23 protein-coding genes and 5 tRNA genes are annotated in these 24,704 nt (G+C 58.6%); 9 read left to right on the forward strand and 19 right to left on the reverse strand.

From position 1 onward, the window contains the following. Positions 1-20: 20 nt before the first annotated feature. The 14 genes from V1572_RS20255 to mltB form a co-directional block, all read right to left on the reverse strand. Positions 21-97 (reverse strand) — tRNA-Arg (locus V1572_RS20255). Positions 98-124: 27 nt separating this feature from the next. Then, a tRNA-Arg gene (locus V1572_RS20260) sits at positions 125-201 on the reverse strand. Positions 202-230: 29 nt separating this feature from the next. Continuing rightward, positions 231-307 (reverse strand) — tRNA-Arg (locus V1572_RS20265). 64 nt (positions 308-371) lie between these two features. Continuing rightward, positions 372-448: transfer RNA gene (locus V1572_RS20270), tRNA-Arg, on the reverse strand. Positions 449-452: 4 nt separating this feature from the next. Next, positions 453-545: transfer RNA gene (locus tag V1572_RS20275), tRNA-Ser, on the reverse strand. A 342-nt stretch (positions 546-887) separates the two neighbouring features. Further along, positions 888-1,073 (reverse strand): carbon storage regulator CsrA, encoded by a 186-nt coding sequence (gene csrA / locus V1572_RS20280; protein WP_000906486.1) that lies wholly within the window; start codon positions 1,071-1,073, stop codon positions 888-890. A 241-nt stretch (positions 1,074-1,314) separates the two neighbouring features. Next, positions 1,315-3,942, reverse strand: a complete 2,628-nt coding sequence (gene alaS, locus V1572_RS20285) for an alanine--tRNA ligase (protein ID WP_008499543.1) — start codon at positions 3,940-3,942, stop codon at positions 1,315-1,317. Between the two features lie 131 nt (positions 3,943-4,073). Next, a complete protein-coding gene (gene recX, locus V1572_RS20290; protein ID WP_032640869.1) occupies positions 4,074-4,574 on the reverse strand; it encodes a recombination regulator RecX in 501 nt (166 codons plus the stop codon). A 69-nt stretch (positions 4,575-4,643) separates the two neighbouring features. Then, a complete protein-coding gene (recA, locus tag V1572_RS20295) occupies positions 4,644-5,702 on the reverse strand; it encodes a recombinase RecA (RefSeq protein ID WP_024907698.1) in 1,059 nt (352 codons plus the stop codon). An 89-nt stretch (positions 5,703-5,791) separates the two neighbouring features. Next, a complete protein-coding gene (pncC, locus tag V1572_RS20300) occupies positions 5,792-6,289 on the reverse strand; it encodes a nicotinamide-nucleotide amidase (protein WP_045908520.1) in 498 nt (165 codons plus the stop codon). Positions 6,290-6,418: 129 nt separating this feature from the next. After that, entirely contained in the window at positions 6,419-7,297 is an 879-nt protein-coding gene (locus V1572_RS20305; protein WP_048029245.1) for a metal ABC transporter substrate-binding protein, read from the reverse strand. A gap of 14 nt (positions 7,298-7,311) precedes the next feature. Then, positions 7,312-8,172, reverse strand: coding sequence for a metal ABC transporter permease (locus V1572_RS20310; protein ID WP_395299536.1), 861 nt, complete (start codon positions 8,170-8,172; stop codon positions 7,312-7,314). Then, the gene (locus V1572_RS20315; protein ID WP_196346645.1) at positions 8,169-8,822 is read right to left on the reverse strand and encodes a metal ABC transporter ATP-binding protein; all 654 of its coding nucleotides are present in this window, start codon (positions 8,820-8,822) and stop codon (positions 8,169-8,171) included. Before V1572_RS20315 ends, V1572_RS20310 begins: the two co-directional genes overlap by 4 nt. Positions 8,823-9,122: 300 nt before the next feature. Next, entirely contained in the window at positions 9,123-10,223 is a 1,101-nt protein-coding gene (mltB, locus tag V1572_RS20320; protein WP_395299537.1) for a lytic murein transglycosylase B, read from the reverse strand. Between the two features lie 251 nt (positions 10,224-10,474). Here mltB and srlA point away from each other — a divergent pair, with 251 nt between their 5' ends. The 7 genes from srlA to gutQ all read left to right on the forward strand — a co-directional run bounded on the left by srlA (position 10,475) and on the right by gutQ (position 15,410). Next, on the forward strand, positions 10,475-11,038 hold the full coding sequence (srlA, locus tag V1572_RS20325) for a PTS glucitol/sorbitol transporter subunit IIC (protein WP_003862164.1): 564 nt from the start codon (positions 10,475-10,477) through the stop codon (positions 11,036-11,038). Beyond that, positions 11,035-11,994 carry a PTS glucitol/sorbitol transporter subunit IIB gene (locus V1572_RS20330; protein WP_039025237.1) on the forward strand — a complete coding sequence of 320 codons (960 nt, stop codon included), beginning with the start codon at positions 11,035-11,037 and terminating at the stop codon, positions 11,992-11,994. The genes srlA and V1572_RS20330 overlap by 4 nt, the downstream gene beginning before the upstream one ends. 12 nt (positions 11,995-12,006) lie before the next feature. Beyond that, on the forward strand, positions 12,007-12,369 hold the full coding sequence (gene srlB / locus V1572_RS20335) for a PTS glucitol/sorbitol transporter subunit IIA (protein WP_277717989.1): 363 nt from the start codon (positions 12,007-12,009) through the stop codon (positions 12,367-12,369). A gap of 14 nt (positions 12,370-12,383) precedes the next feature. Continuing rightward, complete coding sequence (gene srlD, locus V1572_RS20340) at positions 12,384-13,163, forward strand: sorbitol-6-phosphate dehydrogenase (RefSeq protein WP_023294411.1); 780 nt, start codon at positions 12,384-12,386, stop codon at positions 13,161-13,163. 92 nt (positions 13,164-13,255) lie between these two features. Continuing rightward, a complete protein-coding gene (gene gutM, locus V1572_RS20345; RefSeq protein ID WP_262802301.1) occupies positions 13,256-13,615 on the forward strand; it encodes a transcriptional regulator GutM in 360 nt (119 codons plus the stop codon). 63 nt (positions 13,616-13,678) lie between these two features. Continuing rightward, positions 13,679-14,452: a DNA-binding transcriptional repressor gene (locus V1572_RS20350; protein WP_021241949.1), complete on the forward strand. Its 774-nt coding sequence runs from the start codon at positions 13,679-13,681 to the stop codon at positions 14,450-14,452. Next, a complete protein-coding gene (gene gutQ / locus V1572_RS20355) occupies positions 14,445-15,410 on the forward strand; it encodes an arabinose-5-phosphate isomerase GutQ (protein ID WP_008499559.1) in 966 nt (321 codons plus the stop codon). Before V1572_RS20350 ends, gutQ begins: the two co-directional genes overlap by 8 nt. On the opposite strand, the gene norR is transcribed toward gutQ, so the two are convergent. Continuing rightward, positions 15,407-16,921 carry a nitric oxide reductase transcriptional regulator NorR gene (gene norR / locus V1572_RS20360; protein WP_395299538.1) on the reverse strand — a complete coding sequence of 505 codons (1,515 nt, stop codon included), beginning with the start codon at positions 16,919-16,921 and terminating at the stop codon, positions 15,407-15,409. The two genes, gutQ and norR, sit on opposite strands and share 4 nt — an antisense overlap. 188 nt (positions 16,922-17,109) lie before the next feature. Between norR and norV the strand changes: the two genes are divergently transcribed. Together norV and norW are read left to right on the forward strand one after the other, a co-directional pair. Continuing rightward, positions 17,110-18,552, forward strand: a complete 1,443-nt coding sequence (gene norV / locus V1572_RS20365) for an anaerobic nitric oxide reductase flavorubredoxin (RefSeq protein WP_395299539.1) — start codon at positions 17,110-17,112, stop codon at positions 18,550-18,552. After that, complete coding sequence (norW, locus tag V1572_RS20370) at positions 18,549-19,682, forward strand: NADH:flavorubredoxin reductase NorW (RefSeq protein WP_395299540.1); 1,134 nt, start codon at positions 18,549-18,551, stop codon at positions 19,680-19,682. Before norV ends, norW begins: the two co-directional genes overlap by 4 nt. 81 nt (positions 19,683-19,763) lie before the next feature. Here norW and V1572_RS20375 read toward each other — a convergent pair whose 3' ends face one another. From V1572_RS20375 to V1572_RS20390, 4 genes are all read right to left on the reverse strand, one after another. Then, complete coding sequence (locus tag V1572_RS20375; protein WP_395299541.1) at positions 19,764-20,786, reverse strand: HoxN/HupN/NixA family nickel/cobalt transporter; 1,023 nt, start codon at positions 20,784-20,786, stop codon at positions 19,764-19,766. After that, positions 20,764-23,004: a carbamoyltransferase HypF gene (hypF, locus tag V1572_RS20380; RefSeq protein WP_395299542.1), complete on the reverse strand. Its 2,241-nt coding sequence runs from the start codon at positions 23,002-23,004 to the stop codon at positions 20,764-20,766. Before hypF ends, V1572_RS20375 begins: the two co-directional genes overlap by 23 nt. Before the next feature lie 5 nt (positions 23,005-23,009). Then, positions 23,010-23,555: an electron transport protein HydN gene (hydN, locus tag V1572_RS20385; protein ID WP_029739520.1), complete on the reverse strand. Its 546-nt coding sequence runs from the start codon at positions 23,553-23,555 to the stop codon at positions 23,010-23,012. 134 nt (positions 23,556-23,689) lie between these two features. After that, positions 23,690-24,703, reverse strand: coding sequence for a LacI family DNA-binding transcriptional regulator (locus tag V1572_RS20390; RefSeq protein WP_251894901.1), 1,014 nt, complete (start codon positions 24,701-24,703; stop codon positions 23,690-23,692). Between the last annotated feature and the right edge of the window lies 1 nt (position 24,704).

A 24,704-nucleotide genomic window follows, 5' to 3' on the forward strand; every position in this document is an offset into this window, starting at 1 on the left:
CGCTGTTATCCAGGAGAATATGGTGCATCCGGGAGGATTCGAACCTCCGACCGCTCGGTTCGTAGCCGAGTACTCTATCCAGCTGAGCTACGGATGCATCGGGAAATGCTTTTAGAAACAGTAATGGTGCATCCGGGAGGATTCGAACCTCCGACCGCTCGGTTCGTAGCCGAGTACTCTATCCAGCTGAGCTACGGATGCATCAGGGTACTGCTTTCAGAAATAGTAAATGGTGCATCCGGGAGGATTCGAACCTCCGACCGCTCGGTTCGTAGCCGAGTACTCTATCCAGCTGAGCTACGGATGCATCGGGATTTACTACTGTACTGCTCGATATTCATATCACTTCTAAAGCAATATGAAGTAATAGATGGTGCATCCGGGAGGATTCGAACCTCCGACCGCTCGGTTCGTAGCCGAGTACTCTATCCAGCTGAGCTACGGATGCAAAATGGCGGTGAGGCGGGGATTCGAACCCCGGATGCAGCTTTTGACCGCATACTCCCTTAGCAGGGGAGCGCCTTCAGCCTCTCGGCCACCTCACCACACAACGCCTCTTTCGAGTGCTTCGAGCAACTCGTTAAGAGCTTCTCGTCGCTGCGTGGCGCATATATTACTTTCTGGGACTTATAAGTCAAACAATTTTCCAAAAGCTTTTATCGTTTGCACAAATCACACGCAATTCGCATGTAAAAGCCGCAAAGAGGGTGTTTTATAAGCGGATTTTGCAGGCATCTTCACAGAAAACTGATGCAGAAAGGACGGTGTTGGGACGAGATAAGGGTAACGGAGTGGTTAAAAAGAGAGCGATTGAAATTAAACGGTAACTTTGAGCAGGAAAAATAGCGGGAGGGTTGCGTCTCGCCCGACAGCGAGACGCGACAATATCAGTAACTGGACTGCTGGGATTTTTCAGCCTGGATACGCTGGTAGATCTCTTCACGGTGGACAGATACTTCTTTAGGAGCGTTAACACCAATACGTACCTGGTTACCCTTTACCCCTAAAACTGTCACGGTGACCTCATCCCCAATCATGAGGGTCTCACCAACTCGACGAGTCAGAATCAGCATTCTTTGCTCCTTGAAAGATTAAAAGAGTCGGGTCTCTTGTATCCCGGCATTATCCATCATATAACGCCAAAAAGTAAGCGATGACAAACACGTAAAGTGTAAGCAGTCACGGCATCACATTCTGTTAAACGTAAGTTTAGCCGATATACACAAACTCAACCTGACTTTATCGTTATCGATAGCACAGTGAACAAGACGCCATAACGTTACCGCTATGGCGTCTGCTTGTGCTTTGTAGTTATTACAGTTTCGCGCTTACCCAGCTTTCAACGCTGGCTAATGCCGCAGGAAGTGCCGCCGCATCCGTACCACCGGCTTGCGCCATGTCCGGACGACCGCCACCCTTGCCGCCCACCTGCTGAGCGACCATACCAATCAGTTCCCCTGCTTTTACGCGGTCAGTCACATCCTTAGAGACGCCCGCAATCAGAGAAACCTTACCTTCTGCCACTGTCGCCAGCACGATAACGGTCGAACCAAGCTGGTTCTTGAGATCGTCGACCATAGTACGCAGCATCTTAGGCTCAACGCCCGCCAGATCGCTGACCAGCAGTTTGACGCCCTTAATGTCTACAGCCTTGCTGGAGAGGTTTGCACTCTCCTGCGCCGCAGCCTGCTCTTTCAGCTGCTGCAGCTCTTTTTCCAGCTGACGCGTGCGATCCAGCGCAACGCGCACTTTCTCGCCCAGGTTCTGGCTATCGCCTTTCAGCAGCTGCGCGATGTCGTGCAGCTGATCGCTCTGCGCATGCAGGCTGGCAATCGCACCTTCACCGGTCACTGCTTCAATACGACGCACACCTGCCGCCGTTCCCGACTCGGAAACAATGCGGAACAGGCCGATATCACCGGTGCGCGAGGCGTGCGTACCGCCGCACAGCTCGGTAGAGAAGTCGCCCATGCTCAGCACGCGAACGCGCTCGTCGTATTTCTCGCCAAACAGCGCCATCGCACCTTTTTTCTTCGCGTCCTCGAGATCCATGATATGGGTCTCGATTGGCAGGTTACGACGGATCTGCGCGTTCACCAGATCTTCCACCGCACGGATTTCAGACGGCTTCATCGCTTCAAAATGCGAGAAGTCGAAGCGCAGCACTTTGTCGTTAACCAGAGAACCTTTCTGTGCAACATGGGTACCGAGTACGTCGCGCAAGGCAGCGTGCATCAGGTGGGTTGCCGAGTGGTTCAGACGAATGCGCGCGCGGCGAGCTTCATCAACGTTAGCCTGGACGCCCTCGCCCACTTTCAGAGAACCGGAAACCAGTTTGCCCTGGTGACCAATCGCCTGACCGTATTTTTGGGTGTCGGTCACGCTGAAGCTAAAGCCATTGCCTTTCAGTTCGCCTTTATCGCCAACCTGGCCGCCTGATTCGGCGTAGAACGGCGTTTTGTCCAGAATAACTACGGCTTCCTGACCCGCGCTGATGCTGTCTACGGCTTTACCGTCAACAAACAGAGCGGTCACTTTACCGGTCAGTTCCAGCGCCTCATAGCCTTTGAATTCAGACGCGCTGTCAACGCGGATCATCGCGTTGTAGTCTGCACCGAAGCCGCTGGACTCGCGCGCACGACGGCGCTGCTCTTCCATCGCGGCTTCGAAGCCCGCTTCGTCAACTTTGATGTTACGCTCGCGGCAAACGTCCGCCGTCAGGTCAACCGGGAAGCCGTAGGTGTCGTACAGGCGGAAAGCGGTTTCGCCATCCAGCGTGTCGCCCTTAAGTTTCGCCAGCTCTTCGTCCAGCAGCGCCAGACCGCGCTCCAGCGTACGTGCAAACTGCTCTTCTTCGGTTTTCAGAACCTGCTCTACCTGCGCCTGCTGGCGTTTCAGCTCGTCACCGGCTGACCCCATCACGCCAATCAGTGGCCCAACGAGTTTATAGAAGAAGGTGTCCTTAGCGCCCAGCATGTTGCCGTGACGGATGGCACGACGAATGATACGACGCAGCACGTAGCCACGGTTTTCATTCGACGGGATAACGCCGTCGGCAATCAGGAACGCGCAGGAACGAATGTGGTCCGCGATAACGCGCAGCGATTTGTTGTTCAGATCGGTCGCGCCGGTCACTTCCGCAACGGCTTTGATCAGGGTGCTGAACAGGTCAATCTCATAGTTGGAGTTAACGTGCTGCAGTACCGCGGCAATACGCTCCAGACCCATACCGGTATCAACGGACGGCTTCGGCAGCGGCTCCATCGTACCGTCGGCCTGACGGTTAAACTGCATGAAGACGATGTTCCAGATCTCAATGTAGCGATCGCCGTCTTCTTCCGGGCTGCCTGGAGGGCCGCCCCAGATGTGGTCGCCGTGATCGTAGAAGATCTCGGTGCACGGACCGCAAGGGCCGGTGTCACCCATCTGCCAGAAGTTATCGGACGCGTAAGGCGCGCCTTTGTTATCGCCGATGCGAATAATACGCTCGCGCGGGATCCCGACTTCTTTTTCCCAGATTTCGTAGGCTTCGTCATCGGTTTCATAGACGGTAACCCACAGACGCTCTTTCGGCAGGTTGAACCAGTTTTCACCGGTCAGCAGTTCCCACGCATATTGAATAGCATCGTGTTTAAAGTAGTCGCCGAAGCTGAAGTTACCCAGCATTTCGAAGAAGGTGTGGTGACGCGCGGTGTAACCGACGTTTTCCAGGTCGTTGTGTTTACCGCCCGCACGCACGCAACGCTGTGAGGTTGTGGCGCGGGAATAATTACGCTTGTCGAGACCAAGGAACACATCCTTGAACTGGTTCATCCCGGCGTTGGTAAACAGCAGAGTCGGATCGTTGTTCGGTACCAGGGAGCTGCTGGCAACAACCTGGTGTCCCTTACTATGGAAAAAATCGAGAAACGCCTGACGGATCTCAGCGGTGCTCTTGCTCATAATTATCCTGAAATCAAGCTAACGAAATGTCGTAGCCAGCCTGTATCGGTAAACCGTTGGACAGACCAGCTACTGGAAAAAGTGGGAATAAGATAAGTTTTCTTTGGTGGGAAGTAAAATCCCGCATGCGTTCAATCGGCAAAATTACGCCAGATATCCTGAATATCTTCCATCAGAAAGCCGCGGTAGAGCAAAAAGCGCTGGATTTTGACTTTTTCTGAAAATTCACGCGGCAGCGGTTCGCCGTACTTACGAATAGCCTGCTCTTTTGCCAGCTCGCACCAGTCAATGTCGCATTCGCGCATCGCTTTTTCGATGGACTCCCGGGCCACCCCTTTCTGGTTTAGCTCCTGCCGGATGCGCGCGGGCCCGTACCCCTTGCGGCCACGGCTGGCGAGAAATCGCGAGGCAAAACGCTCGTCATCAAGATAGCGATGCTCATAGCACCATGCGATGACGCGGTCATAATCTTCCGCGGTGGCATCAATCTCTTCCGGGCCGTTTTTACTCATCACCGGTGCCGACAGTTTTCGCCGCAGCTCCTGTTCACTGTGGTCACGAACGGCCAGGATGCGCACCGCGCGATCCAGTAGGCGTGCATACGCGGGTCGACGTGTTGTCGGTTCACTCATAAAAAAACCTGCTGATTCAGAAATGCAAAAAGGGCCGCATCAGCAGCCCTTCATTGTTAAACGAAAGAATTAAAAGTCTTCGTTAGTTTCTTCAGCATCCGCGCTATCAACCGCGAAATCTGGCGTGGAGTCCTGGTTGTTCAGCAGCAGCTCACGCACTTTCTTCTCGATCTCTTTCGCCGCAGCCGGGTTCTCTTTCAGCCAGGAGATGGCATTCGCTTTACCCTGACCAATCTTGTCACCGTTGTAGCTATACCAGGCGCCCGCTTTTTCAATCAGCTTCTCTTTCACGCCCAGGTCAACCAGCTCACCGAAGAAGTTAATACCTTCGCCGTAGAGGATTTGGAACTCAGCCTGCTTGAACGGCGCAGCGATTTTGTTCTTCACAACCTTGACGCGGGTTTCGCTACCGACGACGTTCTCACCCTCTTTCACCGCGCCAATACGGCGGATATCCAGACGGACAGAAGCGTAGAATTTCAGGGCGTTACCCCCGGTCGTGGTTTCCGGGTTACCGAACATCACGCCGATTTTCATACGGATCTGGTTGATGAAGATCAGCAGCGTGTTGGACTGCTTCAGGTTACCCGCCAGCTTACGCATCGCCTGGCTCATCATACGTGCCGCGAGGCCCATGTGAGAGTCGCCGATTTCACCTTCGATTTCCGCTTTTGGCGTCAGTGCAGCAACGGAGTCGACCACGATAACGTCAACAGCACCAGAACGCGCCAGCGCGTCACAAATTTCCAGCGCCTGCTCACCGGTGTCCGGCTGAGAACACAGCAGGTTGTCGATATCGACGCCCAGCTTACGGGCATACACAGGGTCCAGCGCGTGCTCGGCATCGATAAACGCACAGGTTTTACCTTCGCGCTGTGCTGCGGCAATGACCTGCAGCGTCAGGGTGGTTTTACCGGAGGACTCTGGCCCGTAGATCTCTACGATACGGCCCATAGGCAGACCGCCAGCGCCCAGCGCGATATCCAGAGAAAGCGAACCGGTGGAGATGGTTTCCACATCCATGGAACGGTCTTCACCCAGGCGCATGATGGAGCCTTTACCGAATTGCTTTTCGATCTGGCCCAGTGCTGCCGCCAACGCTTTCTGTTTGTTTTCGTCGATAGCCATTATTACTCCTGTCATGCCGGGAGAAGCGACTGTGCTTCACCGTGGATTTCTGTTCTGTTGGTGCAATTATACTGTATGGTCATACAGTATCAAGTGTTTTGTAGAAATTGTTGCCAGAGCGTTTTTAACGCATAAACGGTTGCCTGACGACGCACGCTTTCGCGATCGCCGCTAAAGCACTCCCGGCGGGTGATCCCTTCACCTTTCGCGGTGGCAAAACCAAACCAGACGGTGCCGACAGGCTTCACGTCGCTGCCGCCGTCCGGCCCCGCGATGCCGCTAATGGAAATGGCGAAATCAGCACGCGCCGCTTTGAGCGCGCCAATCGCCATCTCGATGACCACCGGTTCGCTGACCGCGCCGTGCTGTTCCAGCGTGGATTCGCGCACGCCAATCATCTGTGCTTTAGCTTCGTTACTGTAGGTCACAAATCCGCGTTCAAACCAGGCGGAACTGCCGGCAATATCGGTAATCGCTTTCGCCACCCAGCCGCCGGTGCAGGACTCAGCGGTGGTAAGGGTCGCCCCACGTTGCTTAAGCGCAAGGCCAACTATCTCGCTAAGCTGCATCAATTCATGGTCAGTCATTCTCGCTCCAGGCATCAGAAAAACGTGCTGCACAAGATAGCACTTTCTCGTCAGATGTGGGGATGCGCTTCGGGTTTTACGAGGGTGCTTCAGAAAAAAGCCGGTGCGGGCGCACCGGCCGTGGAAAAGTTATTTCATGCTGTTGGCGAGCGTATTCACATTGTGGCGAAACGCCTTAACGTAGGTGTCTGCCACCCCGCCTTTGGCCGACAGCGCTTCGGGGTAAAGCTCGCCCCCCGGCTGCGCGCCCGTCGCTGATGCAATTTGCTTCACCAGACGCGGATCGAGCTGATTTTCCATAAACCAGGTTTTTACGCCGTCGGCTTTGATCTGATTGATAATCTCAGCAACCTGCGCCGCGCTGGCCTCGCTCTCGGAGGACAGTCCCTGCGGCGCCATAAACCTCACGCCGTAGGCACGGCTGAAATAGCCGAACGCGTCATGGCTGGTCAACACGTTACGCTTCGCCTGCGGGATCTGGCTAAAGCGCGTTTTGGCCCAGCTATCCAGCTGGTTAAGCTGCGTGATATAGGGTTTACCGGAGGCTTCCAGCGCGGCTTTGTCCTGCGGATCGGCTTTCACCAGCCCGTTCAGAATATTTTGTGCATACAGCGCCCCGTTCGCCGCGCTGTTCCAGGCGTGCGGATCGGTCACGGTCTTTCCATCTTCCTCAAGCGTGTGGGTTTTCACCCCGGTTGAGGCAACGACCAGTTGTCCTTTGAACCCGGAGGCTTTCACCAGACGGTCAAGCCAGCCCTCCAGCCCCAGGCCGTTCACCACCACCACATCGGCCTTGCTCAGCGCCGCGCTGTCTTTCGGCGACGGCTCGAAGGTATGCGGATCGCCGTCCGGCCCCACCAGCGTCGTCACCTTCACATGGTCACCGCCCACCTCCTGGGTGATATCCCCCAGTATCGAAAAGCTGGTGACCACATTCAGCGTTTTCGCCATCACGCCGTGCGACATCATCCCCAGCGCGAGCGCCACTGCTAATCCTGTACGTTTCATCGTTTCCCCTTGCGTTAAAAATACGCCCGCAGACTGCCAGCGAGCCTGCTTCGCGTACCCAATAAAATGGAAATAAAGAACAGCGCGCTGGCGGTGAGCACGATGGATGGCCCGGCCGGAAGACTCATCGCCCAGGAGAGGCTCAACCCCAGCCATGCGCAGAAAATACCGCTGATGCCCGTCATCAGAAGTAACGCCGGTAGCGTGCGTACCCAGCAGCGAGCTGCCACAGCCGGCAGCATCATCAGACCAACGGCCATCAGCGTGCCGAGCACCTGAAAACCGGCCACCAGGTTAAGGACCAGCAGCGCCAGAAACAGTCCGTGCAGCAGGCCGGGCAGCCAGCGGGCGTTCACCTGTAGCCAGCCGGTGTCAAACGCTTCGGTAACCAGCCCGCGATAGAACATCGCCAGCACAATAAGGGTGAACATGCACACGCCCGTGACAAACAGCGCGGCGTCGTTGTCCACGGCGAGGATGGAGCCAAACAGCAAATGCAGCAGATCGACATTCGACCCACGAAGCGACACCAGCGTAACCCCCAACGCCAGTGAGCCAAGATAAAACCCGGCAAAGCTGGCATCTTCCTTAAGCGGCGTGCGTCGGCTGACCAGACCGGCCAGCAGCGCCACGGTAATGCCCGCGATAAAACCGCCGATACTCATCGCCAGCAGCGACATGCCGCTGAGCAAGTATCCCACGGCGACGCCCGGTAAAATGGCGTGAGAAAGGGCATCGCCCATCAGGCTCATTCTGCGCAGCTGAAGAAACACGCCAAGCGCGGTGGTGCTGACCGAGAGCGCCAGGCAAACCACCAGCGCGCGACGCATAAAGCCGTACTCGATAAACGGCTGAAAAAAGAGATGCCAGATCATGCCACCCTCACCCGCCCGGTTTTCCATTGAGGAACGTCAGCATCCAGCCGTAACGTCTGCGGGAAGTGGCGCGACACCCGCTCACTGTCGTGCAGTACCGCGAGCAGCGTTTGCCCCTGCATATACATCTCCAACATCACATCCATCAGCACGTTGCAGGTGGCCTCATCGACCCCGGTAAAGGGCTCATCCAGCATCACCAGCGGCGCCTGCTGCACCAGGACGCGGGCGAACAGCATGCGCTGGAACTGGCCGCCGGAGAGCTCATCGATGGTGGATAACGCCATGGATTCCAGCCCGACGCGCTCAAGCGCGCTGGCAATGCGCAGCCGCGTTTCGCGGCGAAACCCGGAAAACAGCGAAATGCCCGGCCAGCAGCCCATGCTTACCACGTCCCGAACGGTTAGCGGAAACTGCGCCTCCAGCGCGTGGCGCTGTGCCAGCCAGCCGATTACCGGACGCTTTCCCTGCCAGCGAAAACTGCCGCTTACGGGCGGGATAAACCCGGCGAGCGTTTTCAGTAAGGTAGATTTCCCGCAGCCGTTAGCGCCGACAATCGCAGTCATACTTCCACGCGCAATCGTGCCCGAGAGGGGCCGCGTAACGGGCTGGCGTTCATAACCCGCGACCAGTTCATTCATCACAATCATGGCAACGCCACCGCCCAGCGCACGGCCAGCCCGAGAAAGACAATAAGCACCAGCGCCAGCAAAAGCCGAACCGGAGCAGACAGAGAAAAAAGGAACGTTGACATCTCGACACCATCTTAAATGTTATAACATAACAATAATGAAAGGTGGTTAAGATGTAAATGGCAGGTTTGAAAAGGGAGTGTGGCGAAATGTTTCTGCAAAACGCCCTCTCCCATGGGAGAGGGCATCAGGCCGCACCGTGTGCGCAGCCATGCCGGGTGGCGGCGTTGCCTTACCCGGCCTACCCGCCGGGATAACTTACTGACTAAACGGTGACGCCGCCGGCACGCGGGCCTGCGATACCGCCAGCCCCAGCTGCCATACGGCCATCGCATAGTGGGTGCTGTGGTTATAGCGGGTGATAGTGTAGAAGTTCGGCAGTCCGTACCAGTACTGATAGCCCGTTCCGACATCCAGACGCAGCAGGCTCGCCTGCTGTGCATTGCCCAGCGGCTGCGTTGGCGTTAAGCCTGCCGCGGTCAGCTGCGAAATGCTGTAGTTAGTTTTGAAGCCGTTTTCCAGCCCCGGCGCCTGACCGTTCGCCTGCACCGCCACCTGGCCGCCCGGCACCCAGCCGTGCGCTTTGAAGTAGTTCGCCACGCTGCCGATGGCATCCACCGGATCCCACAGGTTGATATGGCCATCTCCGTTAAAGTCGACGGCATACTGTTTATAGGACGACGGCATAAACTGGCCGTAACCCATCGCGCCGGCAAACGACCCTTTCAGATCGAGCGGATCGTCCTGTTCGTTACGCGCCATCAGCAGGAAGGTTTCCAGCTCGGAAGAGAAATACTCCGCGCGGCGCGGATAGTTAAAGGAGAGGGTCGCCAGCGCGTCAAGGATGCGGGTTTTGCCCATCACGCGGCCCCAGCGGGTTTCCACGCCGATAATCCCGACGATGATTTCAGGCGGTACGCCGTACACCTGCCACGCGCGGTTGAGCGCCTCTTCATACTGATTCCAGAACGCCACGCCGTTTTGCACGTTGTCCGGGGTAATGAACTGTTTGCGATAGCGCAGCCACGCCCCGTTTGGCCCGCTCGGCACCTGGGCCGTCGGCGCCTGTCTGTCCATCAGGCGCAGCACGTAGTCCAGACGCTTGGCCTGAGACAAAATTTCGTGCAGCTGCTGTCTGTCAAAGCCGTGTTTGCTCACCATTTTATCGATGAACTGCTCGGCCTCCGGGTTATTCGCGAAGTCGCCGCCCATCTGCATCATATTGTGCTGCGGCTCCAGCAGGAATCCTCCGGAAGGCGCGCCCGCCGTTTGCTGAACGGCTTCGGTCTTAGGTTTGCTACTACAGGCAGACAGCAGAATAAGCGCAGGCAACAGCGCTGCATAACGACGCTTGAACATGAGACATCCATTTAACGGGTTCGATAAGAACCCAGTATGGTAAAGCATCCGCAACACCTCAAGGAAGCGGTACGCACCTCCCCAACGCAAATCCGTGCTTTTTTCCCCCGAAAATCATTCACCACGTCAATTAACTTTCAAAATAATACATTTTTCTTTCATTGTGAGATCTAACTAACACTTTAAAACCTTTCAAAGTGATTATTATTAGCCGCAGATAGACAAAAACAAACGCCCTACAGGAGAGAAGAATGATAGAAACCATCACCCATGGCGCCGAGTGGTTCATCGGGCTGTTTCAGAAAGGCGGAGAAGTGTTCACCGGCATGGTGACCGGGATCCTGCCCCTGCTGATCAGCCTGCTGGTTATCATGAACGCGCTGATTAACTTTATCGGGCAACAGCGTATTGAACGCTTCGCCCAGCGCTGCGCCGGAAACCCGCTGTCCCGCTACCTGATACTGCCCTTTATCGGCACCTTCGTGTTCTGCAACCCGATGACCTTAAGCCTCGGCCGCTTTATGCCAGAGAAGTACAAGCCGAGCTATTACGCCGCCGCCTCCTACAGCTGCCATTCGATGAACGGCCTGTTCCCGCACATCAACCCCGGCGAGCTGTTCGTTTATCTCGGGATCGCCAGCGGCCTTACCACGCTTGGCCTGCCGCTCGGCCCGCTGGCGGTGAGCTACCTGCTGGTCGGTCTGGTCACCAACTTCTTCCGCGGCTGGGTGACCGACCTCACCACCGCTATTTTCGAGAAAAAAATGGGCATCCAGCTTGAACAGAAGGTCCATCTTTCAGGAGCCACAGCATGAACCGGATCCGCATTGAGAAAGGCACGGGCGGCTGGGGCGGCCCGCTGGAGTTCGACGCCACCGAAGGCAAAAAGATTGTTTACATCACCGCGGGTACCCGCCCGGCGATCGTCGACAGGCTGCGCGAGTTGACGGGCTGGGAAGCGGTCGACGGCTTCAAGGAAGGAGAACCACCGGAGGCGGAAATCGGCGTGGCGGTGATCGACTGCGGCGGCACGCTGCGCTGCGGCATCTATCCGAAGCGCCGCATTCCGACGGTAAATATTCACTCCACCGGGAAATCCGGCCCGCTGGCGCAGTACATCCTCGAAGACATTTATGTCTCGGGCGTCAAGGAAGACAACATCACCCTGGTGAAGGGGACGTCTGCACCGCAAAAAGCGGCTCCGCGCGAGTACGACACCAGCAAGAAAATTACCGAGCAGAGCGATGGCCTGCTGGCGAAAGTCGGGATGGGCATGGGTTCCGCCGTGGCGGTGCTGTTCCAGTCCGGGCGCGACACCATCGACACGGTGCTGAAGACCATTCTGCCATTTATGGCGTTCGTCTCGGCGCTGATCGGCATCATCATGGCCTCCGGCCTGGGCGACTGGATTGCACATGGCCTTGCCCCGCTCGCCAGCCACCCGCTTGGGCTGGTGACGCTGGCGCTGATCTGCTCCTTCCCGCTGCTGTCGCCGTTCCTCGGCCCGGGCGCGGTGATTGCTCAGGTCATCGGCGTGCTGATTGGCGTGCAGATTGGTCTGGGGAACATTCCCCCGCACCTCGCCCTACCCGCCCTGTTTGCCATTAACGCCCAGGCGGCGTGCGACTTTATCCCGGTGGGGCTGTCGCTGGCCGAAGCGCGCCAGGACACCGTGCGCGTGGGCGTGCCGTCCGTGCTGGTCAGCCGCTTCCTGACGGGCGCGCCAACGGTGCTGATTGCCTGGTTTGTTTCCGGCTTTATTTATCAATAAGAGGTACCTGCCATGACCGTGATTTACCAGACCACCATTACCCGTATCGGCCAGAGCGCCGCCGACGCGCTGAGCGACCAGATGCTGATCACCTTTCGCGAAGGGGCGCCTGCTGATATCGAAGAGTTTTGCTTCATTCACTGCCACGGCGAGCTGAATGGTGAGCTGAAGGCCGGGAGCCAGCTGGAGCTGGGCGAGGTGCGCTATGCCGTGACCGCCGTCGGCGACGTCGCAGAACAAAACCTGCGCGAGCTGGGCCACATCACCCTGCGTTTCGACGGCCAGCCGCAGGCGGAATATCCCGGCACGGTTCACGTAACGGGTCCGGTTCCGCAGGCTGTCACCCCAGGCTGCACGTTAAAATTTGTTGCGTAATTAAGGAGATAGACATGAGTCAGGTTGCCGTTGTCATTGGTGGGGGACAAACCTTAGGCGAGTTCCTCTGCCGTGGGCTTGCCGCAGAGGGTTACCGCGTGGCGGTAGTGGACATCCAGAGTGAAAAAGCCGCCCGCGTGGCGGACACCATCAATACCGAGTTTGGTGAAGGAATGGCGTACGGGTTTGGCGCCGACGCCACCAGCGAGCAGAGCGTGATGGCGCTGGCCCGCGGCGTGGACGAGATTTTTGGCCGTACCGACCTGCTGGTCTACAGCGCGGGAATTGCGAAAGCGGCCTTTATCAGCGATTTCGAGCTGGGGGATTTTGACCGCTCGCTGCAGGTCAATCTGGTGGGCTATTTCCTCTGTGCCCGCGAGTTTTCCCGTCTGATGATCCGCGACGGCATTCAGGGGCGCATCATTCAGATCAACTCTAAATCGGGGAAAGTGGGCAGCAAGCATAACTCCGGCTACAGCGCGGCGAAGTTTGGCGGCGTGGGGCTGACCCAGTCTCTGGCGCTGGATCTGGCCGAATACGGCATTACCGTTCACTCGCTGATGCTGGGCAACCTGCTGAAATCGCCGATGTTCCAGTCCCTGCTGCCGCAGTACGCCACCAAGCTCGGCATCAAAGCGGAAGAAGTGGAGCAGTACTACATCGATAAAGTGCCGCTCAAGCGCGGGTGCGATTACCAGGACGTGCTGAACATGCTGCTGTTTTACGCCAGCCCGAAAGCCTCGTACTGCACCGGACAGTCGATTAACGTCACTGGCGGGCAGGTGATGTTCTGAGTTCATTCCCCGGTGGCGCTGCGCTTACCGGGGCTACCATCCCCGCAGGCCGGGTAAGGCGCAGCCGCCACCCGGCCATTAAAGGAGCAGATATGGTTACCACACTCATCACCGTCGCCGCCCTCGCCTGGCTCTGCCAGATGGCGTTCGGCGGCTGGCAAATCCACCAGTTTAACCGCGCGTTTGACGCCCTGTGCCAGAAAGGCCGCGTGGGCGTCGGACGTTCCGGCGGACGCTTTAAACCACGCGTCGTCGTGGCTATTGCGCTGGATGAAAACAATAACGTCTGCGATTCCCTCATCATGCGCGGCATGACCGTCTTTGCCCGTCCGGTGAAAATCCAGGCAATCAACGGCATTTCGCTGCAGGAATTACAGCCTGATGTGATCTTTCCCCATGATCCACTCTGTCAGAATGCACTATCATTAGCGCTTAATCTGAAACATGGATAATTTCGTTGTGAAAGCTATAGACTTGCGAAATTATCATTTCGCAACCTAAGGAACGAAGCGCCTATGAAACCTCGTCAGCGGCAGGCGGCCATTCTCGAACATCTGCAAAAGCAGGGAAAATGCTCGGTAGAGGATCTGGCCCACTACTTTGACACCACCGGCACGACGATACGCAAGGACCTCGTATTGCTCGAAAACTCTGGCGCCGTCATTCGAACCTACGGCGGCGTGGTGCTCAATAAAGACGAAGCGGACCCGCCTATCGACCACAAAACGCTGATCAACACCCACCAGAAAGCGCTGATTGCCGAAGCGGCGGTGAAATTTATCCACGATGGCGACTCCATTATCCTTGACGCCGGCAGCACCGTCCTGCAGATGATCCCGCTGCTCAGCCGCTTTAACAACATCACGGTGATGACCAACAGCCTGCATATCGTCAACGCCCTGTCGGAGTTCGACAGCGAGCAGACCATCCTGATGCCCGGCGGGACCTTCCGCAAAAAATCCGCCTCATTTCACGGACAGCTGGCGGAGAACGCCTTCGACCACTTCAGCTTTGATAAACTGTTCATGGGCACCGACGGCATCGATCTGAACGCGGGCGTCACGACGTTCAACGAAGTGTTCAGCGTGAGTAAAGCCATGTGCAACGCCGCGCGGGAAGTGATTTTGATGGCAGACTCGTCGAAGTTTGGCCGCAAAAGCCCCAACATTGTCTGTAGCCTGGAAAGCGTCGACAAGCTGATTACCGACGCGGGTATCGATCCGGCGTTCAGGAAAGCGCTGGAAGAGAAAGGCATCGACGTGATCGTAACCGGAGAGAGAGATGAGTGATTTTCTGTTAGAAACGGGCCGCCAGACGCTGATGCTGGAGCTGCAGGAAGCCAGCCGCCTGCCGGAACGTCTGGGCGAGGATTTTGTCCGCGCCGCCAACACCATTATCCACTGCGAAGGCAAAGTGATCGTGGCGGGCATCGGTAAATCCGGCCACATCGGCAAAAAGATTGCCGCGACGCTGGCCAGCACCGGCACCCCGGCCTTCTTCGTGCATCCTGCAGAAGCGCTGCACGGCGATCTGGGAATGATTGAGAGCCGCGACGTGATGCTGTTTATCTCCTACTCCGGTTCGGCCAAAGAGCTGGATCTCATTATTCCGCGTCTGCAGGAAAAATCGGTTGCCCTGCTGGCGATGACCGGGAAATCCCGCTCGCCGCTGGCGCTGGCCGCCAAAGCGACGCTGGATATTTCCGTTGAGCGTGAAGCCTGTCCGATGCACCTCGCCCCGACCTCCAGCACCGTGAATACCCTGATGATGGGCGACGCGCTGGCGATGGCGGTGATGCAGGCGCGTGGGTTTAACGAAGAAGATTTCGCCCGCTCGCATCCGGCGGGGGCGCTCGGGGCACGCCTGCTCAACAAGGTTCACCACCTGATGCGCACTGACGATGCGATTCCGCAGGTCAAACTCGATACCAGCGTCATGGACGCGATGCTGGAGCTCAGCCGCACCGGTCTGGGGCTGGTTGCGGTGTGCGATGACGACGGGTACGTCAAAGGCGTATTCACTGACGGCGACCTGCGCCGCTGGCTGGTGGGCGGTGGCAAGCTGGAAACCAAAGTGTCGGACGCCATGACCCAGGGCGGGCTGACGCTGAACGCCGAGAGCCGCGCCATTGAAGCCAAAGAGGTGCTAATGAAGCGCAAAATCACCGCCGCACCGGTGGTGGATGACACCGGCAGGCTGTGCGGCGCCATCAACCTGCAGGATTTCTATCAGGCCGGGATTATCTAACCCTTCAGCCCGAGACGCTTCGCCAGCCGGTGCAGGTTGGCGACGTCCATCTCCAGCACCCGGGCGCACGCCGCCCAGTTGCGGTTGTTCTGATCCAGCGCGCGGATAATCATCTGACGCTGAAACGCCTCTGTCGCGTCACGCAGGTTTTCGCTCGTTATCTCCGGAGCTGCATGGGCAATCGTGGGTGCGGTTTCATCATGCTGCGCAAAATGCCGGGCATGTATAACCACTTCATCACCCGAACGCGTCGCTCGCGCCAGCACCACCGCGCGGTGAATCGCGTGTTCCAGCTCGCGCACGTTGCCCGGCCAGCCGTAGCTCAGCAGATGCGCCCTCGCCCCCGGGCTTAACACCACGCGGGAAAGCCCCATCCTGAGACGGCACTGTTCGCAGAAATAGCCCGCCAGTAACACCACGTCGTCCCCGCGCTCGCGCAGCGGCGGCACGGTAAGCGGGAACACGCTCAGGCGGTGGAACAGGTCGGCGCGGAACTGCCCGGCCAGCACCGCCTCACGCAGGTCGCGGTTGGTCGCCGCCAGCACGCGCACATCCACTCTTAAGCTGCGGTCCTCCCCCACGCGCTGAATATCGCCGTACTGCAATACGCGCAGAAGTTTGGCCTGTAGCGACAGGGAAAGCTCGCCTATTTCATCCAGAAACAGCGTACCGTTATCGGCCATTTCGAACTTGCCGCTGCGGTTGCTGATGGCGCCGGTAAACGCCCCTTTGACGTGACCAAACAATTCGCTTTCCGCCACGCTTTCCGGCAGCGCGGCGCAGTTGAGGTACACCAGCGGATTGACCGCGCGCGGCGACGCTTCATGAATCGACTTCGCCACCAGCTCCTTGCCGGTGCCGGTCTCCCCGAAGATCAGCACGTTCAAATCGGACGCGGCAACAATCTCAATCTCTTTTTTGAGCTGCGCCATGCCCGGCGAGAGGCCAATCATCTCCGTGTGCGCCACCTGCTCAAACGCCGCCGGGCTGCCGGGAAGGATATTCTGGCTCTCCAGCTGTCCAATCAGCAGCGCGTTGTTAAGCGCCCCAGCAGCCAGCGCCGCAATGAGGCGCAACTCTTCATCGCTGAAAGTATCGAACTGGTCCGGCGACATGCCGTCGAGGGTTAACGCGCCAATCAGGTTTTGCCCGGCAAACAGCGGCAGGCCAATACAGGCGTGCACCTTCAGGCTCTCCTGGCCTGGAATCAGCCCGTCGTACGGGTCGGGCAGATCGCTGTCCGCTGGGAAACGCACCACGTCACCCGCGCGGGCAATGGTCTCCAGACGTGGATGGCCTTCAAGGGTAAAGCGCCGCCCGAGCACGTCCTTCGCCAGGCCGTCGATTGCCAGGGGGATAAACTGCCGCCCTTCGTAGCGCAGCAGCGCCGAGGCGTCGCACGCCAGCACGTGGCGCAGCGTGGAGATCAACCGCTGAAAGCGGTCCTGATGGCCGATACCGGTTTGCAGCTCAATGGCGATCTTCGCCAGCACGTCTACGGAAAAGCTCATGTCTGCCTCGCTGTCATTTTGACAATGCATATTGTCATAATGACACTACTTTTGATAGTCAAAATGACTACCCATTACGGATCATAAAAATTTTAATTTATAAAAATCAATAAATTAAAAGTTGGCACGCAGCTTGATATAAGCAAACCATCCTATTTGAAAAACGCGATATTACGCTGAGGTTTGCTATGTCTATTCTGGTTAAAAATAACATTCATTGGGTGGGTCAACGTGACTGGGAAGTGCGCGATTTCCACGGGACGGAATATAAAACGCTGCGCGGCAGCAGCTACAACAGCTATCTCATCCGCGAAGGAAAAAACGTGCTGATCGATACCGTCGATCACAAGTTCAGCCGCGAGTTCGTGCAGAACCTGCGCGGTGAAATCGACCTGAATGCCATCGACTACATCATCATCAACCATGCGGAGGAGGATCATGCCGGTGCCCTGACCGAGCTGATGTCGTATATTCCGGACACTCCGATCTACTGCACCACCAACGCCATCGACTCGATCAACGGTCACCACCACCATCCGGAGTGGAACTTCCACACCGTGAAAACGGGCGACGCGCTGGATATCGGCAACGGCAAGCAGCTGATCTTCGTGGAAACGCCCATGCTGCACTGGCCGGACAGCATGATGACCTACATGACCGGCGACGCGGTGCTGTTCAGCAACGACGCCTTCGGCCAGCACTACTGCGACGAACGCCTGTTTAATGACGAAGTGGATCAGACCGAGCTGTTCGAACAGTGCCAGCGTTACTACGCCAACATCCTTACCCCGTTCAGCCGCCTGGTGACGCCAAAAATCACCGAGATCCTCGGCTTTAACCTGCCGGTGGAGATGATTGCCACCTCTCACGGCGTGGTGTGGCGTGAAAACCCAACCCAAATCGTCGAGCTGTACCTGAAATGGGCGGCGGATTATCAGGAAGACCGCATCACGATCTTCTACGACACCATGTCCAACAATACCCGCATGATGGCGGACGCCATTGCCCAGGGCATCAACGAAGTGGACCCGAACGTGGCGGTGAAAATCTTCAACGTGGCGCGCAGTGATAAAAACGAGGTATTAACCAACGTTTTCCGCTCTAAGGGCGTGCTGGTGGGCACCTCCACCATGAACAACGTGATGATGCCGAAGATTGCCGGTCTGGTCGAAGAGATGACTGGCCTGCGTTTTCGCAACAAGCGCGCCAGCGCCTTTGGCTCCCACGGCTGGAGCGGCGGCGCGGTCGACCGCCTTTCCACCCGTTTACAGGATGCAGGGTTTGAGATGTCGATGAGCCTGAAAGCGAAATGGCGGCCGGATATCGACGCCCTGGAAATCTGCCGCCAGCACGGCCGCGACATCGCCCTTCACTGGGCGCTCGCACCGCTGCCGGAAATCGCCCCTGCCGCGGCGGTTGCGCCGGAAGCCATAGCTGAAGCCGCCGCTGCCGACCTCGGTCCTTGCATGCAGTGCAGCGTATGCCAGTGGATTTACGACCCGGAACGGGGCGAGCCGCTGCAGGATGTCGCCCCGGGCACGCCGTGGAGTGAGGTGCCGGACAACTTCCTTTGCCCGGAATGTTCCCTCGGGAAAGACGTCTTTGATGAACTGGCAACGGAGGCAAAATGAGCCACGGTATCGTCATTATCGGCTCGGGCTTTGCCGCCCGTCAGCTGGTGAAAAATATCCGCAAACAGGATGCTAACGTGCCGCTGACGGTGATCGCCGCCGACAGCATGGACGAGTACAACAAGCCTGATTTAAGCCACGTCATGAGCCAGAATCAGCGCGCCGACGATCTCACCCGCCAGACGGCGGGGGCGTTCGCAGAACAGTTTAACCTGCGTCTGTTTCCGTACACCTGGGTCACCGATATCGACGCCGACGCCCGTCTGGTGAAAGCGAAAGATAAAACCTGGCAGTACGACAAGCTGGTGCTGGCCACGGGTGCCTCTGCGTTTGTGCCGCCGGTTGAGGGCCGCGAGCTGATGGTCACGCTCAACAGCCAGCAGGCGTATCAGGCCAGTGAAACGGAGCTTCGCGACGCCACGCGGGTGATGATTGTCGGCGGCGGGCTGATCGGCACCGAACTGGCGATGGATTTCTGCCGTGCGGGTAAATCCGTCACCCTGGTCGACCACGCGGCGAGCATTCTGTCGGCGCTGATGCCCGCTGAAGTGAGCAGTCGCTTACAGCATCATCTGACCTACATGGGCGTCCATCTGCTGCTGAAATCGCAGCTGCAGAGCCTGAGCAAAACCGGCAGCGGCATACGTGTAACGCTCGACCGCAACCGCAGCGTGGAAGTGGATGTGGTGATTGCAGCGACAGGGTTGCGCCCGGAAACGGCGCTGGCGCACCGCGCAGGCGCCGAAATTAACCGCGGCGTGAAGGTAGACTGCTACCTGCAAACCACTCAGCCGGACATTTATGCCCTGGGCGACTGCGCGGAAATTAACGGCCAGGTGCTGCCCTTTTTACAGCCGATTCAATTAAGCGCGCTGTCTCTGGCGAAAAACCTGCTCGGCGGCACTACGCCGGTGAAATTACCCGCCATGCTGGTCAAAGTGAAAACGCCGGAATTACCGCTGCATCTCGCCGGCGAAACGCAGCGTCAGGATCTGGACTGGCAGATTGCCCTTTCGCCGCAGGGCATGGTGGCGCGCGGTACGGATAATGACGGTCAGATGCGCGCCTTTGTCGTCAGTGAAGACAGGATGAAAGAGGCCTTCGCCCTGCTGAAATCGCTCCCTGCTTAACCCTCGTATTGCCGGGTGGCGCTGCGCTTACCCGGCCTACATGCAGACCCGTGCAAGCGTAGCGCCACCGGGCTGGGGCGTTCAGGAACGTACCACCAGCGCGTCGTAGCCGCGCCAGCGGTAATTCGCCATGGAAATCAGCCAGCAGGCGACAAACAGACCCACGACGACAAACCCGGCGTTGCCCAGATTGTCGTTCACCGCGCCAATCAGATCCCAGAGGCCGCCGCTGAGGGCAAATTTATCCATCAGCAGACCCAGCGCTTCCAGCCCGCCGATAAACAGCGCCACCACCACGGAGGTGCCGGTGATGGTCATGTTGTAGTAGAGCTTGCGCTGCGGCTTGTTAAACGCCCAGCCGTAGGCGCCGACCATCAGCAGGTTGTCGAGGGTATCCACCAGCGCCATGCCGCTGGCGAAGAGTGCCGGAAAGATCATGATTGACCACACCGACATCCCGCTGGACGCGCTGGCGGCAGAGATCCCCAGCACGCCGATCTCGGTGGCCGTATCAAAGCCGAGACCAAACAGGAAGCCAACCAGGTACATCTGCCAGCTTTTATTGACGAGGCGGAAGGTCTTGCCAAACAACCAGTTCATTACCCCGCCCTGAGCAGGTAGCGTGATATTGTCCTGCACGGGCCTGCCGTGTTTCAGCGCCTGAAAACTGCGCCAGACGCCGCGCAGGATCACCATATTCACCAGCGCCATCGCCAGCAGGAAGGTCGCGGAAACGGCGGTACCAATCAGGCTGCCGGTTTCGTGGAACCACGCCATGTTCTTCTGAAACGCCGTGGCGGTAGCGGCGATGGCAATGGAGGCCAGCACCACGATGGTGGAGTGGCCCAGCGAGAACCACGCCCCCACGCCGGACGGGCGTTTGCCCTGCTGCATCATCTTACGCGTCACGGTATCTATGGCTGCAATGTGGTCAGCGTCCACCGCATGACGCAGTCCGTAGCACCACGCCAGCAGGCTTGCCGCCATCAGCGCCGTGCTGCCGCTAAAGGTGTGCCATGCCCATCCCCAGGCCAGCAGGTTTGCCATTACCAGAGCCAGCAGCAGAAGCGCGGCGCGAGGTTCATTGCGTAACAGTCGTAACATTTTTAGTCCTTTGTAAACATGACCGGGCAGCGGCGACCACCGCCTGCCCGAAGGAGATCGCTCCGTCACCTGCGGGCAGGCGCGAAGGAAAAAGAAGCGTAAAGTCAGAAAGATAATGACGCAGACGCGCGCGCAGCAGACGGTTGTGTAATACCCCGCCGCTGAGACAGATTGTCGAAAGCGACAGGCGCCGGGCATGAAACGCGGCGAGCTCCGCCAGCCCTTTTGCCAGCGCATCGTGAAACGCCCAGGCGCGCGCGCAGGGTTCCGCCTGCCAGCTCAGCCACTGCTGCCAGAAAAGCGCGAGGTTATCCACTTCCAGCGTCACCGGATGGTCGACACCCGTGCACTGCGATGCCAGGGCTTCCAGCCGACAGGCCGCTTCCCCTTCGTAACGCTGCGTGTCGATGCCGAGCGCACAGGCAATCGCGTCAAACAGGCGACCACAGGAAGAAGCTCGCGGCGCGTTGATGCCACGCTGGATCGCCGTCGCCAGCAACGGCCAGTTCTGGCGCTGAACCGCATGGGTTTCCGGGTACTGCTGCCAGTCGGGTACAAACGCCAGACAGTGGGCGAGCAGATTACGCCACGGCTGCATGGCCGCCAGATCGCCGCCCGGCAGCGCAACAGCAGGCAGACCACCCAAATGCGCATAGTCGAGATAGCTGACCCGCAGGCACTCTCCGCCCCACAACGCGCCGTTTTCCCCCATGCCGATCCCGTCCAGCGTCAGGGCGATAACGTCTCCTCCATCGCGCGGCCAGCCGTTTTCGGCCAGGCACGCCGCGGCGTGGGCGTGATGGTGGTGTACCTCTTCAAGGGGCAACGCCTGCGCCTGCGCCCACTGACGAGCGCGATATCCCGGATGGGCATCGCACACCACGCGCGCCGGCTGGAAGGCGTAAATGTCCTGCATCACCGACAGCGCGGAACGCCACTGCGCTTCCACCCCCTCGTCACGGAGATCGCCAAAATGCTGGCTCAGCACCGCCTGATTCCCACGCACCAGGCAGAAGGTGTTTTTCATCTCCGCCCCGGTGCACAGCATGGCGGGGATATTGTCGAACCCGGCAGGCAGCGTGATGGCATCGGGCACAAAACCGCGCGCGCGGCGCAGCATCGCACCGTCCCGATCCATCACCGAATCGTCCATCCGCTGCAGAATATCGCGGTTATGCAGCAGGAAACCGTCCGCGATGCCGCTGAGCTCATCCAGCGCCTGCCGGTTGGTGATGGCAGGCGGTCTGCCGCTGAGGTTGCCGGAGGTCATCACCAGCGGGCGCTGGCAGTCCATCATCAGAAGGTGCTGCAGCGGGTTCGCAGGAAGCATGATGCCCACGGAATCCAGACCGGGTGCGATACCTTCCGGGAACGCGGGCAGCCAGGCTTTTGGCGTGAGCACAATGGGTGCGGCGGGTGAGCGTAGCAGCGTCTGAACCGTCTCCGGCAGGTCATCCGCATGCGGGATCATCACTGCCAGCGGCTTCGCGGGCCGCTGCTTGCGTGACCGAAGCGTCGCGACCGCCTGCGGGTTCCGCGCGTCGCAGACGAGGTGAAAGCCCCCCAGCCCTTTGACGGCGACAATACCGCCGCTTTTCAGCATCGCCACCGCCGCGCGCAGCGCAGCGTCGCGCTCAGCTGTCATGTCGCCCGCACGCCACATAAGCGCGGGCCCGCAGTCCGGGCAGGCGACCGGCTGGGCGTGAAAACGGCGGTCGGCAGGATTGCGGTACTCGGCTTCACACGGCCCGCAGAGCGGGAACGGCGCCATTGCCGTGGCCGGGCGGTCGTAGGGCATGGCGCGGATAATGGTAAACCGCGGCCCGCAGTGGGTGCAGTTGATAAACGGATAGCGATAACGGCGTTCGCGTGGGTCGCCCATCTCAGCCAGACACGCCGGGCAGGTCGCCGCATCGGGGACAATCTGGGTGTCCATCGTCCCGGCCGCGCTGTGGCGGATGGTAAAGACCTCCGGCACGCGCGCCCAGGTAAACGGCTGCGCTTCCACGCGGTCAATGCGTGCCAGCGGCGGGCAGTCCTGATGCAGCCTCGCGGTAAAGGCCCCCCCATTACCCGCGAGGCGCACCAGCACGCCCTCTCCGTCATTGCAGACGTCACCGGTCAACTGAAGCGCCTGCGCCAGCTGCCAGACGAAGGGACGAAACCCGACGCCCTGCACTTTGCCGCGCACCCGCAGCTGAACGCCGTTGCTGCTCATACGGTTCAGAACAGCAGTGATGACGAGGTGTCGAACGCCGCGCGACGGCGCTTTTCGGCGCTCATCTGCTCAAGCTTGTCGCGATCCACGCAGACCAGCGCGTGCGTCGGGCAGGCTTCCATACAGGCCGGGCCGGCGTCGCGGTGGTAGCACAGGTCACATTTGTTGGCTTCGGCTTTGTCCGCGCGCACGCTCAGCCCCATACCGCTGTTGCGCACTACCGGACGGACCACCACCTCCATCGCGCCATACGGGCAGGCGACCACGCAGGTTTTGCAGCCAATGCAGCGCTCCTGCATCACGTGCACAAAGCCTTTCTCGCGTTTAATCGCCCCGTTCGGGCAGACGTTCGCGCACGGTGCGTCTTCGCACTGGCGACAGATGGCGGCGGTGGAAATATTCACGCCTTTGATGACGTGGATGCGCGGCAGGAAGGTGTCAGGGGTAAGCGACGCGCAGTCCTGCTCCGCCTGATGGGAAACCACGCACGCCACTTCACAGGTACGGCAACCAATACACTTACTGGCATCGGCCATAATAAAACGGTTCATCTGCTTCTCCAGCATTACAGTTATGCGCGGAGATATTCATAAACCGTGCCAATAATTAACTTATTGATTTTATTTAATTTTAAAAATTAAAGCGGTGCCGTCATCGTCACTTATGACGATGACGGCTGTCGACATCAGCGGTGCGGGCCGTCAATAACCGAGTCGCGCAGGACAAGCTCGCCGGAGAAAATTTGCTGATATTTAAACTCACCGCCGTCGAGCATAAAGATCAGGCGGCTGATGGTCTCTTTGATCATCTCCGTTACCGGGATGCGGACGCTGGAGAGCGACGGCACAATGTAAGGCGCGATGGCCACATCGTCGAAACCGATCACCGACACTGCGTCCGGCGTGGCCACGCCGCTGTCGTGCAGTTGCTTCATGGCACCGATGGCCATATCGTCATTGCTCGCCACCAGCGCCGTAAAGCGCTCACCCCGAGCAAGCAGTTCGGACACCGCCGCCGCGCCGCTGGCGGGGTTCCACTTCCCCTGCGCAATCAGCCCCTCGCGCAGCGGAATACCGTGCTGCGCCAGCGCGTCCTTATAGCCGGAGAGACGCTCAACCCCGGTGGGAGAATCCAGCGAGCCGGTGATAAAGGCGATCTCACGATGCCCTTTCGCAATCAGCTGTGACACCGCGTCCTGGCTGGAGGCTTTATGATCGGACCACACGCTGTGGCTGCTGTTTTTCCGCAGGCGGCGGTTGAGCACCATAATGGGCTGCTCGCACTTCTCGACGATCGCATCCATCTCTTCCACGCTCAGAAAACGCGGATAGATGATCACCGCGTCGCAGCGCATATCGAGCAGATACTGGATCGCCTCGCGCTCTTCATCGGCGCTGTGCTTGCCGTCCGCGAGGATCAACTGCCGCCCTTTCTCCTCCGTCATGCGCGCGGCGTGAAACAGCAGTTCGCTAAAGTAGACGCCGTGATAAAGGGTGTTGGTCACCACCAGGCCCAGCGTCTGGGTGCGTTTGGTCGCCAGGTTGCGCGCCAGCAAATTTGGGCGATAGCCACTCTCTTCAATGGCCTGAAACACCCGATCTTTGGTCTCCTGGCTGACATAGCCATTGCCCGATAGCACCCGGGATACCGTCGCTTTCGAAACGCCTGCCCGCTTCGCCACTTCAAGCATCGTGGTCATG

Source organism: Enterobacter quasiroggenkampii (assembly GCF_043972695.1).
Lineage (GTDB): Bacteria > Pseudomonadota > Gammaproteobacteria > Enterobacterales > Enterobacteriaceae > Enterobacter > Enterobacter quasiroggenkampii.

What these genes read in the sequence shown, in the direction of transcription:
- csrA (WP_000906486.1), bottom strand. Translation starts at nt 1,073, where the DNA reads ATGCTGATTCTGACTCGTCGAGTTGGTGAGACCCTCATGATTGGGGAT.
- alaS (WP_008499543.1), bottom strand. Translation starts at nt 3,942, where the DNA reads ATGAGCAAGAGCACCGCTGAGATCCGTCAGGCGTTTCTCGATTTTTTC.
- recX (WP_032640869.1), bottom strand. Translation starts at nt 4,574, where the DNA reads ATGAGTGAACCGACAACACGTCGACCCGCGTATGCACGCCTACTGGAT.
- recA (WP_024907698.1), bottom strand. Translation starts at nt 5,702, where the DNA reads ATGGCTATCGACGAAAACAAACAGAAAGCGTTGGCGGCAGCACTGGGC.
- pncC (WP_045908520.1), bottom strand. Translation starts at nt 6,289, where the DNA reads ATGACTGACCATGAATTGATGCAGCTTAGCGAGATAGTTGGCCTTGCG.
- V1572_RS20305 (WP_048029245.1), bottom strand. Translation starts at nt 7,297, where the DNA reads ATGAAACGTACAGGATTAGCAGTGGCGCTCGCGCTGGGGATGATGTCG.
- V1572_RS20310 (WP_395299536.1), bottom strand. Translation starts at nt 8,172, where the DNA reads ATGATCTGGCATCTCTTTTTTCAGCCGTTTATCGAGTACGGCTTTATG.
- V1572_RS20315 (WP_196346645.1), bottom strand. Translation starts at nt 8,822, where the DNA reads ATGATTGTGATGAATGAACTGGTCGCGGGTTATGAACGCCAGCCCGTT.
- mltB (WP_395299537.1), bottom strand. Translation starts at nt 10,223, where the DNA reads ATGTTCAAGCGTCGTTATGCAGCGCTGTTGCCTGCGCTTATTCTGCTG.
- srlA (WP_003862164.1), top strand. Translation starts at nt 10,475, where the DNA reads ATGATAGAAACCATCACCCATGGCGCCGAGTGGTTCATCGGGCTGTTT.
- V1572_RS20330 (WP_039025237.1), top strand. Translation starts at nt 11,035, where the DNA reads ATGAACCGGATCCGCATTGAGAAAGGCACGGGCGGCTGGGGCGGCCCG.
- srlB (WP_277717989.1), top strand. Translation starts at nt 12,007, where the DNA reads ATGACCGTGATTTACCAGACCACCATTACCCGTATCGGCCAGAGCGCC.
- srlD (WP_023294411.1), top strand. Translation starts at nt 12,384, where the DNA reads ATGAGTCAGGTTGCCGTTGTCATTGGTGGGGGACAAACCTTAGGCGAG.
- gutM (WP_262802301.1), top strand. Translation starts at nt 13,256, where the DNA reads ATGGTTACCACACTCATCACCGTCGCCGCCCTCGCCTGGCTCTGCCAG.
- V1572_RS20350 (WP_021241949.1), top strand. Translation starts at nt 13,679, where the DNA reads ATGAAACCTCGTCAGCGGCAGGCGGCCATTCTCGAACATCTGCAAAAG.
- gutQ (WP_008499559.1), top strand. Translation starts at nt 14,445, where the DNA reads ATGAGTGATTTTCTGTTAGAAACGGGCCGCCAGACGCTGATGCTGGAG.
- norR (WP_395299538.1), bottom strand. Translation starts at nt 16,921, where the DNA reads ATGAGCTTTTCCGTAGACGTGCTGGCGAAGATCGCCATTGAGCTGCAA.
- norV (WP_395299539.1), top strand. Translation starts at nt 17,110, where the DNA reads ATGTCTATTCTGGTTAAAAATAACATTCATTGGGTGGGTCAACGTGAC.
- norW (WP_395299540.1), top strand. Translation starts at nt 18,549, where the DNA reads ATGAGCCACGGTATCGTCATTATCGGCTCGGGCTTTGCCGCCCGTCAG.
- V1572_RS20375 (WP_395299541.1), bottom strand. Translation starts at nt 20,786, where the DNA reads ATGTTACGACTGTTACGCAATGAACCTCGCGCCGCGCTTCTGCTGCTG.
- hypF (WP_395299542.1), bottom strand. Translation starts at nt 23,004, where the DNA reads ATGAGCAGCAACGGCGTTCAGCTGCGGGTGCGCGGCAAAGTGCAGGGC.
- hydN (WP_029739520.1), bottom strand. Translation starts at nt 23,555, where the DNA reads ATGAACCGTTTTATTATGGCCGATGCCAGTAAGTGTATTGGTTGCCGT.
- V1572_RS20390 (WP_251894901.1), bottom strand. Translation starts at nt 24,703, where the DNA reads ATGACCACGATGCTTGAAGTGGCGAAGCGGGCAGGCGTTTCGAAAGCG.